General features: G+C 61.6%; 13 protein-coding genes. 10 read left to right on the top strand and 3 right to left on the bottom strand.

Features of this window, described 5'->3' with window-relative positions:
- Positions 1-4: 4 nt before the first annotated feature.
- From ACF8O8_RS16320 to ACF8O8_RS16330, 3 genes are read left to right on the top strand one after another with little or no spacing between them, the layout of a single operon-like run.
- On the top strand, positions 5-1,120 hold the full coding sequence (locus tag ACF8O8_RS16320; RefSeq protein WP_274146919.1) for a hypothetical protein: 1,116 nt from the start codon (positions 5-7) through the stop codon (positions 1,118-1,120).
- 19 nt (positions 1,121-1,139) lie between these two features.
- A complete protein-coding gene (locus tag ACF8O8_RS16325) occupies positions 1,140-2,702 on the top strand; it encodes a Wzz/FepE/Etk N-terminal domain-containing protein (RefSeq protein ID WP_060489564.1) in 1,563 nt (520 codons plus the stop codon).
- Between the two features lie 11 nt (positions 2,703-2,713).
- Complete coding sequence (locus tag ACF8O8_RS16330) at positions 2,714-3,520, top strand: CpsD/CapB family tyrosine-protein kinase (RefSeq protein WP_004576287.1); 807 nt, start codon at positions 2,714-2,716, stop codon at positions 3,518-3,520.
- 62 nt (positions 3,521-3,582) lie between these two features.
- Here ACF8O8_RS16330 and galE read toward each other — a convergent pair whose 3' ends face one another.
- From galE to ACF8O8_RS16345, 3 genes are all read right to left on the bottom strand, one after another.
- Positions 3,583-4,548 carry a UDP-glucose 4-epimerase GalE gene (galE, locus tag ACF8O8_RS16335; RefSeq protein WP_010954018.1) on the bottom strand — a complete coding sequence of 322 codons (966 nt, stop codon included), beginning with the start codon at positions 4,546-4,548 and terminating at the stop codon, positions 3,583-3,585.
- A 105-nt stretch (positions 4,549-4,653) separates the two neighbouring features.
- Complete coding sequence (locus ACF8O8_RS16340) at positions 4,654-7,254, bottom strand: glycosyl hydrolase family 5 (RefSeq protein ID WP_392509995.1); 2,601 nt, start codon at positions 7,252-7,254, stop codon at positions 4,654-4,656.
- A 5-nt stretch (positions 7,255-7,259) separates the two neighbouring features.
- Entirely contained in the window at positions 7,260-8,786 is a 1,527-nt protein-coding gene (locus ACF8O8_RS16345) for an O-antigen ligase (protein ID WP_010954020.1), read from the bottom strand.
- A gap of 95 nt (positions 8,787-8,881) precedes the next feature.
- Here ACF8O8_RS16345 and ACF8O8_RS16350 point away from each other — a divergent pair, with 95 nt between their 5' ends.
- The 7 genes from ACF8O8_RS16350 to ACF8O8_RS16380 all read left to right on the top strand — a co-directional run bounded on the left by ACF8O8_RS16350 (position 8,882) and on the right by ACF8O8_RS16380 (position 16,161).
- Positions 8,882-10,258 carry an oligosaccharide flippase family protein gene (locus ACF8O8_RS16350; RefSeq protein WP_010954021.1) on the top strand — a complete coding sequence of 459 codons (1,377 nt, stop codon included), beginning with the start codon at positions 8,882-8,884 and terminating at the stop codon, positions 10,256-10,258.
- Between the two features lie 236 nt (positions 10,259-10,494).
- Complete coding sequence (locus tag ACF8O8_RS16355; RefSeq protein WP_010954022.1) at positions 10,495-11,961, top strand: GMC oxidoreductase; 1,467 nt, start codon at positions 10,495-10,497, stop codon at positions 11,959-11,961.
- Between the two features lie 103 nt (positions 11,962-12,064).
- On the top strand, positions 12,065-12,673 hold the full coding sequence (locus ACF8O8_RS16360) for an acyltransferase (RefSeq protein WP_029615442.1): 609 nt from the start codon (positions 12,065-12,067) through the stop codon (positions 12,671-12,673).
- Position 12,674: 1 nt separating this feature from the next.
- The gene (locus tag ACF8O8_RS16365; RefSeq protein WP_010954024.1) at positions 12,675-13,631 is read left to right on the top strand and encodes a glycosyltransferase family 2 protein; all 957 of its coding nucleotides are present in this window, start codon (positions 12,675-12,677) and stop codon (positions 13,629-13,631) included.
- An 8-nt stretch (positions 13,632-13,639) separates the two neighbouring features.
- Complete coding sequence (locus tag ACF8O8_RS16370; protein ID WP_350297839.1) at positions 13,640-14,164, top strand: serine acetyltransferase; 525 nt, start codon at positions 13,640-13,642, stop codon at positions 14,162-14,164.
- Between the two features lie 5 nt (positions 14,165-14,169).
- On the top strand, positions 14,170-15,147 hold the full coding sequence (locus ACF8O8_RS16375; RefSeq protein ID WP_392509996.1) for a glycosyltransferase family 2 protein: 978 nt from the start codon (positions 14,170-14,172) through the stop codon (positions 15,145-15,147).
- A gap of 9 nt (positions 15,148-15,156) precedes the next feature.
- A complete protein-coding gene (locus ACF8O8_RS16380) occupies positions 15,157-16,161 on the top strand; it encodes a VirK/YbjX family protein (protein ID WP_049587811.1) in 1,005 nt (334 codons plus the stop codon).
- The last annotated feature ends 19 nt before the right edge of the window (positions 16,162-16,180 follow it).

The following is a 16,180-nucleotide window of genomic DNA, read 5'->3' on the forward strand; positions in this document are numbered from 1 at the left end:
TTTAATGCCTCTTCTTAGAACAACTCGCATTGCAACGGCAATCTTGGTCTTGCCGTTCACGGACGCGGTACTGGCGGCAAATTGGCAGTCTACGGTGGTGGTACCGACATCCGTCGAATACGACAGCAACCCATTGCTGTTGACCTCGGGGGAAAAGGGTATAACGCGCACTATTATCGCGCCGGATTACACCCTGATCGGCACTTTTGACCGTGACGAATTGAGGTTGGGGCTTGGCATGCATCTGCTGCGCTCGTCCGATACGGATATCGTCGATGACCGTGAAGACCCTGATATCAGCCTGGGTTGGCAGCGCACCACCGAGCGGGGGCGGTTTGGCCTGGTGGGGCGCTACAACGAAAGCTCGACGCTGTCGGGCACCGTACTGGATACCGGGGTGATTACCACCGACGGTACGCAGAAGCTTTACACCTTGACTGGCAACTGGAGCCAGGCGGTGACCGAGCGCAGTACCTTGAGCAACGAAACCACCTACAGCCGTGCCCGTTACGACATCAGCACGCTGACAGGCTACGACGAACTGGCGAACGTCTTTACCTGGACTTACGCCTGGAGTGAGCGGGCTGACCTGTATACCCGTTTTGGTGCCCGGCGCTATGAGCCCGAAGAGGACCTTACCGCGACCGCTTCCAACAGCTACAGCCCGGCAGTCGGCATCAAATACCAGCTTGCCGAAGGCTTGAGCGCCGATGCCCATGTTGGCGTCAACCAAGTGTCAGGCGACGACGGCGGCCGGCGCGGGGAGGGTGGGGTTGCGTTGCTGTACACCGGCACGCGTGCCGATGCCAGCCTCACCGCCGAGCGCAGCACGGTGGCGAGCGCCGAAGGCGGCTTCGCCGAACTGGACCAGGTGCGTGGTGTGTGGAGCTATGCGCTGACCGAGTTGTCCCGTGTGGGCGCTGACGCCGCGTGGCAGGACAGCAAAGGGCAGTCGCCCAACACGCTGCAGACTTACAGCGTATGGGCCAGCCGCCAGTTTTCGCCTTACTGGGACCTGCGCCTGTCGCTGATGTACAAGGAACGGCAGCAGGACCATGTACCGGATGCGACCGCTACGATCGTTGGTTTGACGTTGACGTACAGGTACCCCGACATCTGAACTTCAGGCAGGTGGCCCTATGAAGTCTGACTACGAGCTCTCCCTCAGAGATTACATCGCCATTATCAAGGACAGGGCCCTGGTGTTAGGGGTGAGTGCCGCAGTCATTCTCGCCGCGACCGTGGCCGTCGCGTTGATGGTGCCGCCGATCTACCAGTCGACCGGCACCATTCTGGTGGAGTCGCAGCAGATTTCGCCTGAGCTGGTGTCGACCAACAACACCAGCTTTGCCGATGAGCGCATCGAGGTGATCCGTCAACGGGTGATGACCCGCGACAACCTGCTGCGCATCATCGGCAAGTACGACCTCTTCGCCGACAAGCGCTTCAGCGAAAGCGACAAGATCGACCAGATGCGCAACGCGATCGTGGTCGAAACCCTGACCACCTACGTGCGCGGCCGTGGTGAAGCGACCGTGGCGTTCAATGTCTCGTTCGAGCACAAACAGCCACAAGTAGCCAAGGAAGTCGCCGATGAACTGGTGACGCTGTTCCTCAACGAAAACCTCAAGCAGCGCACCGAGCGAGCCAACGAAACCACCGAATTCCTCACCCAGGAAGCCAACAAGCTGGGTGCCGAGCTGGCCAGCCTGGAAAACCAGCTGGCCGATTTCAAGCAGGCCCACGCCAATGCCTTGCCCGAGCACCAGACCCTGCGCATGAACATGCTGTCGCGGGCGGAGCTGGAATTCCGTGAGGTCGACCGTGACTACAAGGCTGCCCAGGAAGAGCTGCGCTACCTGGAACTGGAGCTGTCTGCGGCCAATGCCGGCCTTGCCACCAAGGTTGCCGAGGGCACCCGGCCAACCCGTGCCGACCTGCCCGAAGACCTGCCAAGCCTGAAAGCCGAATACGCGCAACTGCTGACCCGCTACAAGGACGCCCACCCGGATGTCGTGGCGGTCAAGCGCAAGATCCAGGCGCTCGAAGCCAGTGGGGGGCGCACTGCGGCAGTGTCCACGGTCAGCCTCGACGCGGCCCGTGTCCGCGCCAAGATGAGCGCCGCCCAGGTGCGTATTGCCTCGCTGGCAGAGCAAAAGCGTGAGCTGACCCGGAAAATGGAAGGCTACGAAGCCGAGATCCTCGAGGCGCCGCAGGTCGAGCGTGGCCTGGTGACCTTGATGCGAGACCACGACAACGCGCGCAAGAAATACGAAGAGATTCGTGCCAAGGAAATGGGCGCAAAGATTACCGAAAGCCTGGAGCAGGAGAACAAGGCTGAACGCTTTGTGCTGCTGGAGCCTCCCCTGTTGCCTGAGAAGCCGATCAAGCCTAACCGCAAGAAAATCGCTGCGCTGGGCCTGGTGCTGGCACCGGCCGGTGGCGGTGCGCTGGTGATGCTGCTGGAAATGCTCAATCAGCGCGTGCGTGGCGTTGGCGCCCTGGAAAGCCTGCTGGGCAAACGGGTGCTGGTGGCACTGCCCTATATCGATACCCGGGCCGACGTGGCCCGACGCAAGCGCTGGCGCAATCGACTGATCCTGGCGGCACTGGCGTTGGCAGCTATCATGATAGGGCTGGTGCACGTGTTCTACATGCCACTGGATGTGCTGTTGTACAAAGTCATGTCTCGGTTTGTATAGGGAAAGCAGTGATGGACAGGATCAAGCCGGCTGTTGGCAACAATATTCATCAGGTTACCCCAGGTACTCCCCAGGCACTGTCTCCCGCCCCCGGTACGGCGCTGGCCGAAGTGCCGGGTCAGTTCGATTACGTGAACACCAAGGTGGTACCGCTGCGTGCAGACCACCTGGAGCGTAACCGCATCGTGGCGTACAACAAGAACTCCAACATGAACGGGCCGATCGACCTGCTGCGTACGCAGGTGCTCAGGGCCATGGACGAGAACGGCTGGCGTACCTTGGCCATCACCTCGCCAACGCCGGAAGCGGGCAAGACCATGCTGGCGATCAACCTGGCCATGAGTATTGCCCACCACACCACCAAGACTGCGTTACTGGTGGACTTCGACCTGCGCCGGCCCAAGGTCGGCAGTTACCTGGGCCTGCCCATGGAGCAGGCACTGAACGAGTTTCTGACGGACAAGGCCGAGTTGCAGGACTGCCTGGTCAACCCCACCTTGCCGCGCTTCGTGGTGCTGCCAACGCGGGTACCCGTGCCCCTGTCGACCGAGATGCTGTCCTCGCCCAAGGTGAACAACCTGATTGGCGATTTGCGCAACCGCTACGAATCGCGCATCTGCATTTTCGATTTGCCACCGCTGCTCAGCTCGGATGATGCGATCACCGTGTTACCCAAGTTCGACTGCGTGTTGCTGGTGGTGGCCAACGGAATGAACAACAAGAAGGAAATCGAGGATTGCCTGCATCACCTGGGTACGGTGAACCTGATCGGGACAGTGTTGAACAAGGCCGACGAACAGCCACGCACCTATTACTGAGCCTTCTGGCAATACGCTTTCAGGCGCAGCCTTGTGCTGCGCCTGAAAGCTATGAGGCCAACTCAGCGCCTCCAGGGATACTGCAACTCCCACTGCCACGCATGCCGCACAATCTGCTCCAGTGAGGCGAATGCAGGGCGCCAGCCCAGCACCTGCATGGCCTTGCTCGCATCCGCCACCAGCCGTGGCGGGTCGCCGGCGCGGCGCTGTGCGTCAAGGGCAGTGATCTGTCGCCCGGTCACGGCCCGGGCCGTATCGATCACCTGCTGCACCGAAAAGCCCAGGCCATTGCCCAGGTTGAACGCGGCACGCTCGCCACCGTCCAGTAGATAATCCACTGCCAGTGCATGGGCAGCCGCCAGGTCTGCCACATGCACGTAGTCGCGTATGCAGGTGCCATCCGGCGTGTCGTAGTCGCGACCAAACACTGTCACCGCCTCGCGCCGGCCAGATGCAGCCTGCAGGATCAACGGGATCAGATGGGTTTCCGGCTCGTGACGCTCGCCTAGCTGGCCTTCCGGGTCAGCGCCCGCTGCATTGAAATAGCGCAGGCTTACCGACTTCAAACCATAGGCCCGGTCGAAGTCCTCAAGAATCTGCTCGACCATCCATTTGCTCAACCCATACGGGTTGATCGGCCCCTTGGTGTGTGCTTCATCGATCGGCACGTACTGCGGGTTGCCGTATACGGCGGCACTCGAAGAAAACACCAGGTGCCTGATGCCGGCATTGACCATGGCCTGCAGCAGGGAAAGGGTGGCTGCGACGTTGTTCTGGTAGTACTTGCCGGGGGCACTGACCGACTCGCCCACTTGAATGAACGAGGCGAAGTGGAACACCGCATCGAAGCGACACACGCCAAACAGCACATCCAGTGCGGCTTCGTCGGCGATGTCGAGCTTGGCCCACTGGATACCGGGGCCAGGTGAGACCAGGTCCGCCACCAGCACTTCATGGCCGGCGGCGAGCAGGTGCTTGACCATGTGCGAGCCAATGTAGCCCGCACCACCCACAACCAGATATTTCATCCCCACCTCCTGGAATCTGCTGTTTACAGACGCAGTGAACACTCCCTGACACGTGCAGGTGGGATGATCAGCTACAGGTGACCTGAGCGTAGATGGCCATATGCTCTATTTCAAGAATAGCCAATTGGACATGTAGGTACCGTCGAAGGTAATGGTGTATTGCCCATCCTTGTAGGCCACCGGCAGCGGCTTCAGCTGCTCCCGTGCATCGCGGGCGAACAGTTTCAGGCCGGCGGGTGCCTTGATGTCCAGGCTGCCTTCAAGGGGCTCGACATTGAACGGCGTCTTGTCATCGGCCTTGGGCATGGCACGGGTGCCCAGTGACAGCAGAAGCTCGCGCGACTGGCCCAGTGGCTTGCCGTCCAGGCTCTGGACCACGACGCTGGCGTAAGGCGTCTTCATTTGTATCTGAATGGCACCCAGGTTGATCGGGCGGCCGCCCAGCCAGCCGCTGGCGGCCTGGGTCAGTGGCGTGTCGATGGTGTAGATGCCTTGTTGCCAGTTGCGCCTGAGTTCGCCTGTGTCGGTCACCGACTCGGTGGCATCGGCGGCCAGCAGCGCTTGCCCCGGGTCGTGCAGCACCTGCGCGTCTGCCGGGATGGGCGCGGGTTTGAGCCAAGGCAATTCCGGCGTGTGTGGCAGGGCGATCTGCAACTGGCCCTTTTCCATGGCTGTGCGCAGCAGCGGTGAGTTACGCGGGGTGATTTCCTGGTTGTACAGGGTGGCAGGTGTCGGTGCGAACACGTAGCGAGTGGTGGCGGGTTTCACGTCCGCACGGCGATAGAGCAGGGCAGCGGCGGGCAGGGTGGCGATCATCGCCGGGTCATTGTACGCGTGCCAGTTGTCCGCCGTGCGCCAACCGGGGTTGAACGCCTGTTGGCTGTAGGCGTATTGCAGCATGGCGTCCCAGCCTTGGTGGCTGGCGGTGCCGGCGATGTAAATCGGCAGCGAGTGACGGTCAGGCAGCGGGAAGGGCTCGGCGTTCCACTCGGTGACGGTCAGCGGTTTGCCGACGACCTGGGCGGCAGCAATCCAGTCGATCATGCCGTCGCTGGTCAGCGGGTTCTTCTCCAGTTGGCCTGTGTCGCCGTAGCTGTGGGCGTCGATGACATCGCCAACGCTCAATGCCGGCAGTGCGCTAAGCCCATTACCGCCCCAGGTGCTGGTGGTAGCAATGGGGACTTTCACGCCCACGCTGCGCAAGTGGGCGATCATGTCGGCATTGAAGCGTTGTTCCAGCTCGTTGAGCAACAGCTTCGACGGCCCATGCTCCCAGGCACGCCAGGTCAGGTCGGCGGGTAGGTCAAACTGTTTGGCAAAGGCCTTGGCCGCCGTCATGTAGCGCGCACTGTGGCGGGGTACATCCTTGTTCGGCATCAGGGCGTTGCCGTAATGCTGGGTCAGGTCATTCTCGTTGGTGATCAGCACGGCGGCGATGGCGGGGTCGTCCTTGTAGGCCAGGCCCGTGTACTCGTTGACATGGGTCAGGTACTGCTCGGCGAAGCGTTTCATCGCCTGCCGGATACTGTCGTTCACGTAGGCGTAACCCTTCAGGTCGACGCGACCGTCCTGCTCGGGCAGCTCCTTGAAGTCTTCGATGTGGTCGTTGGCGGTAAACGCACGCTGCACATGCATGTCCAGCCAGATGTAGATGCCTTCGTCCTTGAGTGACTTGATCCACAGGTCGAGCTTGCGCAGCGATTCGGTGCTGAGCTGCTGGGTATCGCGCACCACGGTGCCGTCGCCAAAGACGTTGGGGCTGACCCAGGGCGAGTCGTGGTGATGCAGGCGCACCAGGTTGAAACCCAGTGCCGAAAGGCGTTTGGCTTGTTGGCGGATTTCGTCGTCGGGGCTTTTGAACAGCGAGTAGGCCGACAGGTTGGTGCCCCAGAAGCGTACCGGGGTGCTGTCGGCGAACATCAACTGGTCGCCGACAGCCTTGACGAAGCCACGCTTGCCGGCGGGTTTTTCCGCTGCGTTGAGGAACGACAGGTCCACCGGCGAGGTGCGCCAGTCCAGCTGGTCATCAGGCCAGGTGGCGGGGTCTGCCAGGCCGAAGCGCTCGCTGGGTGTCGGGCCGAGTTCGATGTCGCCGGTCACGTTGAGCACGGCCTTGAGCTGCTGGCGGCCGGCGCTGATCGGGTCCTTGTAGAGGAATGCACGCAGCTCGGACGGGTTGCCGCGCTCGAAATAGACCTTGGCCAGTGGCGGGTCGAAACGCATTTCGATGCGTCGCCCCTGGTCAGCCTTGCCCCACGTCCAGCCGCGGTTGTCGGGCAACAATTGCGGGGCGCCCATGCCGCCGGCGATTTGCGCCGGGTCGAACTGGAACACCAGGCCGCCACCCATGACACCGCTCTGGCGGCTGTGGGCGTCGAGATCGAAGGCCCAGCTCAGGGTTTGCGCCTGTTCCTTACGGATGTCAGCCTGCAGGTCGAAGTCCAGTTCCTTGTTCTTGCCCCGCAGCGTGTAGTGGTAAGGGCCATTGACCTTGAAGTCGGTATAGAAACCGGTCCAGCTCCAGTTGGCAGCCCAGAAATCGAATTTGGCCTTCATGACCGGGCCACCGCCGTGTGTCACGTTAGGCAAGCCATTTTGCTCATCGACACTGACCTGCCAGTCTGAAGCCCAGCTGGCCAGCGGCAGCAGGGCCAGGCCGGCAATGGCCGAAAAGCGCACGTAATGACGCAGGGACAGCCTATTCATGAACATTACCTGGGTTGTAGGTCGGGTTCTGCCAGTTCCACGGCCGGGCTGTTGTGCAGCCGGCGAACCATCTGGATGTAGGCCACGCCCAGGCCTGCGATAGACCAGTACACCACCGGGATGAAGGTGATGCTGCTGACCGTGAAGATGATGACCAGAATGCCGATCAGCGTTGCCAGCAACACCCGGCCGAGCTGTCGTCGCTCGTCGTCCTTGTCGGCAAAGCTGAGCATGGCCTTGCGGATACCCCGCAGCACGACGGCAAAGAACGCCACGAACAGACCTAGCCCGACCAGGCCGACCCGCAACGCCAGGTTGATGTAGGTGTTGACGATGTCGATGATGCCGTCGCCCTGGATCATCGCCTGCATTTCGGGTGTGTTGCGGAAGTCGAAGGAGCCGAACAACGGATTGCGCTGGATGACGATCCACGAGTTGTCCATCAGCCGCTCGCGGTAGGTGATGTTCTCTTTCTCGAGGTTACCGATGAACGGCAGCAGGTCCAGCACCTTTTCGCCCCCAGGCACGACGGTCAGCAAGGGCAACGCCAGCATGCCTGCCGCACCTAGCAGCGCCAGGCGCTTGACGGCGCCTTTGCCCAGGGCGATGAACACCACCACGATGACCACGGCGCCGATCCACGGGCCACGCGACAATGGCGCGAACAGCCCGGCGGCCAGCAGCAGGGCGCCCATGGCCTTGTGCAGCGGGCGTTGCACATAGCCCTGCACGAACAGGAACAGGCCGATGGCCACGCTCATCACGTAACCCAGTGCAATCGCCTGGCCGGTGGTGACGCTTGCCCGCAGTGCACCGCCCCGGCTCAGGTAGCCGGACATGCTCCATGGCACGCCCATGGCGTCGACCAGGGCGCTGTACAACAGCCAGTGGCGCACATACTCGGCCACAGCGATCAGCGCCATGACGAAAGAGGCCAGCACGAAGGCCAGCAGGGTGTCCTTGAAGTCGCTGATCTGGCGCAGGCCACGGCTGGCCACGTAATACGGCAGGAGAACGTCGACATACAGGTACAGCGCCTGGCGCAGCGTGTCGGTAAGGGTGGTTTCGCGCAAATAGAGCACGCTCATCAGCAGCAGGCCTGCCGCCAGCAGTTTATCAGCCCAGATGCGGCCAAAGCGCAAGGTGTCACCTTGGCGGCGCAGGTACAGCGCGGCCGGCAGCAGCACGCACAGGGTCAGCAGGCGAATATGGTTCAGGTCGACCAGGTAATTGACCACGCCAAACCCGGGCACCTGCACCGATGCTGGCGGGATCAGGAACAGCAGCATGTAGAACAGCGCCATGGGGTTGTGCTCGCGGCGCCCGGCCAGCAACAGGACGACCGCGCCCACCCCCAGGTACAGCCAGAAGCTGTGGGAGAAAAAAGCCAGCAGGGTCAGCAGGAACCACAGATTGCGCCGGCGCTTGTAGTCGCTGAGCGGAATCAGGTCGGTGGCAGGCCGCCGGGCCATCAGGAAGACCACGCTCGCCAGAAACAGGATGACGATCAACGCACGAAAATGTTCAGGCATCGGCTATGTACACCTTTCCCTTGGTGGGCAACGGCTAGCATCGTGGCTAATTGAAACTATAGTGACTTTTAGCCAATCAGTCAGAGATTGAAGTCATGCCGTCGATTGATGTGTCAGCCGCCGCGAGCCTGCGCAAGCGGGCCCTGAGGGCCGGGTCTTGGAACCTGGTCTCGCAGGTGGCTTCACAGGTGATGCGCCTGGGCGGCAATCTGATCATGGCCCGCTTGCTGCTGCCGGAAATGTTCGGGGTGATGGTCATCGCCACCACTGTTTCGATACTGCTGCATTTGCTTTCCGATGTCGGCCTGCGCCAGAACATCATCCAGAGCCACCGCGGAGACGACCCGGACTTTCTCAACACCGCCTGGACCGTGCAGATCATCCGCGGTTTCCTGCTGTTTGCCCTTACCCTGCTGCTGGCCCTGGGAGCTTGGTTGGCCCAACTGGCTGAGCTGTGGCCGGCCGACTCTACCTATGCCGCGCCGGTACTGCCGATGGTACTGGCGGTCACCGGCCTGTCGGCGGCCATCTGGGGTTTCCAGTCCACCAAGATAGATGTGGCGGTACGAACTTTCCAACAAAAGCGCGTGGTATTGGTCGACCTTGCCTCGCAGGTGGCGGGCCTGGTGGTGATGCTGGTGCTGGGCTTGCTGACCCATTCGATCTGGGCGCTGGTGTTATCAGGCCTGGTTTCGGCGGTCGTCTGGACCGTGCTGGGGCATACCGCCCTGGAGGGGCCCAACAACCACCTGCGCTGGGACCGTTCGGCGCTGACCGAGCTGATCGTGTTTGGCCGCTGGATCCTGTTGTCGTCGATGGTCGGCGTGCTGGCGATGTACGGCGACCGCATATGGTTTGGCGCCAGCATGTCGGCGGCGCAACTGGGTGTGTATTCGATCGCCGTGCTGATCCTGGGTGCGGTGCAGACCGCGCTCATGAAAATTGTCGGCGCGGTGGCGCTGCCTGCTTTCAGCGAAGCGGCCCGGGCCGACGACAAGCCGCGCCTGAAAGCGCTGTATTTCCGCTTTCGGCTGCTGGTCGACCTGCTGGTGCTGTTCATTTGTGGCGGTTTCCTGACCGCCAGCCCGCTGCTGATCGGCTGGATGTATGACGATCGCTACCGCGAAGCCGGGCCGATGCTGGCGATTCTCTCGCTATCGTTCATCGTATTGCGCTATACCTTGGCTCATCAGGTGTGGATTGCCTTGGGCCTGACCAAGTACCAGGCCATGGACAACATCATCCGCCTGGTCTCGTTATGGGGGCTGTTGCCGCTGTTACTGGCGATTGGCGGGGTGGAGTGGGCTATCTGGGGGGTTGCCCTGCATGCTGCGCCAACGCTGGTGCTGGTTGTGTATGTGAACTGCAAACTGGATATCTTCAGCCTCAAACGTGAGCTGGTGGTACTGCCGATGTTGCTGGTCGGGGCGCTGTGCGGGGCACTGTTGACGGCCTTTTTCAACTGGCTGTAGCGCAGTTTGCCGGGTGTAACTTTCATGGCTACAGGTCACGGGAACATGGGGAAGCTCACTTTTTGTACTGCGCAGTTGGGTCGTAGAGGCTTTCTCCAGAGCTGTGTCTTGCTCGGCGCGGGGGGCGCGGTGTTCGGCGCCTCGGCGGCCGTTGCGGGCAAGACGGTCGAAAAGCCCGGGTTCGTGGTAATCAACGGTTGGGTATTGCCGTCCCGTTACTTTCGGAACGCGTCAGCATGATCAAGGACTTTGAGCAGCAGAAGGCGCTGCGCGATCACTATGATTTCTGCATCATCGGGGCCGGCCCGGCGGGTATAACCCTGGGCTTGCGCCTGGCAGCCGCCGGCTGGAGCGTAATGATCGCCGAAGGCGGGGGGCGCGAATATGCGCCGCACTCGCAAGACTTGTACGCGTGCTCATCCACCGGCCTGGAACTGTATGCCGAGGAAACCCGCCTGCGCTACCTGGGTGGCACCTCCAATCACTGGGCTGGCCGGTGCCGACCATTCACCCCTTCGGATTTTGCCGTCGCCCCGCCAGGCGTCTTGCCGGGCTGGCCAATTCCCTACTCGGAGATCGAAGGCTTTCTGCCGGCAGCCATGGAGATCGTCGATCTGGCGCCTGGCTCGGATTTTCGCGCGATGAATGCCGGTCTCAATGGCGGTGACTTCGAGGCGGACCGTTTTCTGCTCAGCACGCCGACACGTTTTGCGCAGAAGTACGCTACAGCACTGGAGCAGACCCCAGGCCTGGATGTGTTCATCAACTGTAATTGCGTTGACCTGGAGTTCGACAAGGCTTCCGGCCACCTGGCTGCGGTGGTTTTGTCTGACTATGAGTGCAATCGTCAACGCCTGGTGGCTGGAAATTTCATTCTGGCCACAGGGGCCATCGAGAATGCCCGGCAGTTGCTGAACAGCGAGACCCTGGTGGCCGCAGGCGTGGTGAGCAAGGAAGGGCTGGTCGGCGGGTGTTTCATGGAACACCTGAATATCGAAATGGGCACTTTCATCCTCAAGTCCGGGCAGGACCCAGAGCCGCGCCAGTACTACACCACCGATGCTTTCGTCGACGAGTACAAGGCCGGTAAAGGCAATGTCACCGCCTCCTTGCTGGCCGATGTGCAAACTTATGGCCGCACTGCCGAGGTGAAGTATTTTCTCGAGAGCCTGGCCTGCGACATGGGGTTTGCCAGCAAGGTCGCCTTCGTCGCCAAGTTCAGCTGCCCTGGTGACGGCGTGATCAGCACCATGATCGAGCAGTTCCCCAACCTGCACAGCCGCATTTCGCTGCTGGACAAGAAGGATGCGCTGGGCGTGGCCAAGGTCAATGTCAATTGGGTGCTTAGCGCCGAAGACCGGCACACCATCAAGTGCATTGGCAGCGAACTGGCCAAGCAGTTCGCCGACATGGACCTGGGGTTCGTCAAGCTCAACGATTTCGTTTACGACACCTCGATACCGCTGAGAATGGCACCCCATGCCCATCACATGGGCACCACGCGCATGGCCGCCTCGCCGCAGTTCGGTGTGGTCGATGCCAATTGCAAGGTGTTCGGTACCGAAAACCTGTATGTCGCCGGCAGCAGCATTTTTGCCAAGGGCGGCGCCTCCAACCCGACCATGCCGCTGTTGCAATTTGCCTTGCGGCTGGCCGACCACCTCGATAACAAGATGAAAGCGGCCAGCGGCGCCGCGGCGTGATGAAGGTTGTACACGGGTGAGTGCGATGCGGTCAGCACCTAGAAGAACGAGACCGGAACGCCTCAGGAGACTCCAGATTGTTCAGATCGCGAGGCCAGGCAGTATGAAAGGATGGATACGCAAGGCAGTGGCGCGCTACGCCCATGCAACCGGGCGAGGTGGCAAATTCTACAGGAGGTTCTGCAACCCCTCTGGTCTTGAATGGGGGGCCTATCTGGCCCGATGGGGCAACTTTCATTCGGTCGGCAGCAATTTCTACGTCAATACAGGCTGCAAGTTTCTCGACCCGTCGCTGGTACGTATCGGTAACAGCGTGGGCTTGTCCGACTGCACGTTGATCGGTCATGACGGGGTGGTATTGCTGATCGAGCATCGCTTTGGCAAGCACCTGGATTCGGTCGGTTTCATCGACATCAAGGACAATTGCTTCATCGGCCATGGTGCGATCGTGATGCCTCGCGTGACCATCGGGCCCGAATCCATCGTGGCGGCAGGGGCGGTGGTGACCAAGGACGTGCCGCCAGGCACCGTCTATGGTGGCAACCCTGCCGAGTTCATTTGTACCACCGAACAGTTGATCAAGCGGGTCGAGGCACGTTGCGAAGCCTACCCATGGATCGATCTGGTGAAGCAGCGCAACGGTGCCTACGACCCGGAAGTGGAACCGTTACTGATGGCGCAAAGACGTCAGTATTTCTTCGGGGACAGCTGAAATGGCTAGCAAACCTGTGGATGTCATGGTGGTCAACTTCAATACCGCTGGACTGTTGCAGCCGATGTTCGATGCGCTGCGCCGGGCCGACAGCGAGCGGCTGGCCAGTTACCTGGTGGTCGACAATGCCTCGCGCGATGACTCGGTGCAGCGCATGGCCCAGGTGTGCCCCGAGGCACTGCTGCTGAGCAACAAGCAGAACGTGGGTTTCGGCCGGGCCAACAACCAGTTGTTGGCGCACCTCAAGGGCAAGTATGCCTTGCTGCTCAATACCGATGCCTTCGTTGCCGCCGACTCGCTGCAAAAAACGCTCGACTACATGGACGCCCACCCGGAGTGCGGCGTACTGGGGGTGCGCCTGGAGGGTCGCGATGGCGACCTGCAGCCCAGTTGTCGCTACTTCCCCACACCGCTCAATGTGTTCGTCGGGCGTACCGGGTTGGGGCGGTTCTTCCCAGGGGTGAAGATGGTCGACGACATGAACTGGGACCACGCCTCGGTGCGCGAGTGTGACTGGTTGCCCGGCTGCTTCTACCTGGTGCGCCGCGAAGTACTCGACAAGGTGGGTTTGTTCGACCCGCGCTACTTCCTTTATTACGAAGAGGTGGACCACTGCAAGCGGGTGAAGGAAGCGGGCTGGAAAGTGGTGTTCTACCCGCATACCACGGTGGTGCACATCGGTGGCGAAAGCTCCAAGTCGGTGGCGGAGCTGGAGGCCGCCAGCCGGCAGATCTCGTCCTATCAGATCGAAAGCGAGTTGCTGTACTTCCGCAAGCATCATGGGGTGGCGGGGCTTGCCCTGCACATGCTGCTGGTCACGCTGGGCGACCTGGTGCTGGCACTCAAGGCGCTGTTGAAACGACGCGGCTGGGGCGCCATTCAGGCCTGCTGGCGTCATTGCCGGGCAACCTGGTCTTTGCTGTTCAAGACCCGGTACGCCAGCCAACCGACAAGGTAGGTGGAGCCATGTTCGATAATATTCGCGCCGACCTGCGGGCCCATGGCGGGGACTGGGGCGCCCAGGGTTTCTGGGTCTTGCTGGTGTACCGCTTTGGCCGCTGGCGTTATACGCTGCGCCCGGCACTGCTGCGCAAACTGTGCTCGCTCATCTACAAGGTGCTGTTCAAATTCGTCCAGATCATCACCGGTATCGAACTGCCGTGCGAGGTGGTGATCGGGCGCAACTTCGTCATCGATCATTTTGGCGGCATCGTTGTCAGCGGCTATGCCCGCTTCGGCGATGACTGCCGTATCCGCAACGGCGTGGTGGTGGGCCTGAAGAATGTCGACGAGCCGATTGCCCCGGTGTTCGGCAACAACGTCGACATTGGCACCGGGGCCAAGGTGCTGGGCAGTATTCGCATCGGCAACAACGTGATCATCGGCGCCAATGCCGTCGTGCTGGTAGATGTGCCTGACAATTCACTGGCAGTGGGGGTGCCGGCCATCATCAAGGCCCGGCAACCGGCCGCCGTGGCATCGGTCGAGTGAGGCCTATGGCAACGGTGATCGGGGTGGTGGTGATCGGCCGCAATGAAGGCCAGCGTCTCGAGCGCTGCCTTGTTTCGCTGGCGCAGGGGGCCGACAAAGTCATGTACGTCGACTCGGGTTCCACCGATGGTTCGCTGCAGTTGGCCGCCAACCTTGGCGTGGCAGTACTGGCGCTGGACATGAGTATCCCGTTCACCGCCGCACGCGCCCGCAATGAAGGTTTTGCCGCCTTGCAGCGCCTGTTGCCATCGATGCAACTGGTACAGTTCGTCGATGGCGACTGCGAGGTGAATGCCAGCTGGCTGGCCACGGCGCAGGCTTTTCTTGAGCAGCACCCCGCCGTGGCAGTGGTGTGTGGTCGCCGGCGTGAGCGCTTCCCGCAGCGTTCGGTGTACAACTTGCTGTGCGACCTGGAGTGGGATACCCCGGTCGGTGAGGCCAAGGCCTGTGGCGGCGATGCGCTGATGCGGGCAGACGCCTTTGCTGCCGTGGGTGGCTTCCGTCCTGACCTGATCGCCGGAGAAGAGCCGGAACTGTGCGTGCGTTTGCGGGCCCGCGGCTGGAAAGTCTGGCGACTGGCTGCCGAGATGACCCTGCACGATGCCGGCATGACGCGTTTCAGCCAATGGTGGCGGCGTAGCCTGCGCGCTGGGCATGCCTATGCCGAGGGCGCCTACCTGCATGGCCAGCCACCCGAGCGGCATTGGCTGCGTGAGTCACGTCGGGCCTGGTTGTGGGGCCTGGGCATACCTTTGGTGATCGCGCTGGCCTGCCTGCTGCTGGGCGGCTGGGGCCTGCTGTTGCTGTTGATCTACCCACTGCAGGCGGTGCGCCTGGCGCGCCGTGGCGGCAAGTGGACGCGCGAGAACTGGCTGCAGGCCGTGTTCCTGGTGTTGGGCAAGTTCCCGGAAATGCTCGGCCAACTGAAGTTCCTGCGCCACCGCCTTGCGGCTGGCAAATCGGCTTTGATCGAGTACAAGTGAGAGAAACCCATGATGCTCGGCACCCTCGTGAAAAGCGTGTTTACCTTGCAACCGGGTTACTCGTTGCGGGCGATGCACAACAAGTACAAGTTGGCACGGCAGATCGCCAGGCAGTGGCCTGAGCTGAACGGGTTCATGCAGCGCATGACGGCGGCGCTGGGGCCGCATGGTCTGCAGCGGCTGGGTGTGGATTGTATCGGTGTCGTGCAATGGCCTTACATCAGCCGATGCTGGGAGGCGCCACAGCGTCTGGAGGTGGTGGCTACGCACTTTGAACGGGTGGCTGGGCAGTTCCCGGCGTTGCTGTTGCTGGGGCGCGACGAAAACCTGAGGCTGTGTGACCTGTCCAGCCACTCGCCGGGCTGTTGCCTGGTACTGGACCGGCCAATCTGGTTCAAGCGCGAAGGCGAGCTGGTGCTGAACCTGTTCCAGGCCGACCTGCGTGTGGCATCCCTTGCCTTCACCCTGGGCCGCAGCCAGGGTGAAACCTGCCTGTTCATCGGTGCGGTGCAGGGCATCCACAAAGGTATCGACAGCGAAACCTCGCTGGCCATCTACCGTGACCTGACCAAGGACTTCGAAGGGCTGCGGCCACGCAGCCTGTTGCTCGAAGCGTTGAAATGCCTGGGCAGAACCTTGGGTGTGACACAGCTGTATGCCGTCAGCGACGCCTGCCGGCACCATCGCCATCCCTATTTTGGCAGCGACAAGGGCCAGGACCTGGCGGCCAACTACGACGTGATCTGGCAAGAACACGGTGCCACAGCGTCTGACCGTGAGGATTTTTTCAGCCTGCCATTAGCGCCGGCGCAACGGGCGGAAACTGACATCCCGGCCAAGAAACGGGCGATGTACCGCCGCCGCCAGGCATTGCTCGACGATGTTTTCACCCGTTTGCAGGCAGCATTGCCAAGCAGCAATCACAACCTTGGACTACAAGGAAAACAGGGGGATGCATTTGCTGTGAGTGCATCGGCAGTAGACGGACCGCCCGTAGTCGACAGCCTGAAGTGAAGGTTGCCAGGGAAGGTTG

This window comes from Pseudomonas sp. TYF_14, from assembly GCF_043105275.1.
Classification (GTDB): domain Bacteria; phylum Pseudomonadota; class Gammaproteobacteria; order Pseudomonadales; family Pseudomonadaceae; genus Aquipseudomonas; species Aquipseudomonas alloputida.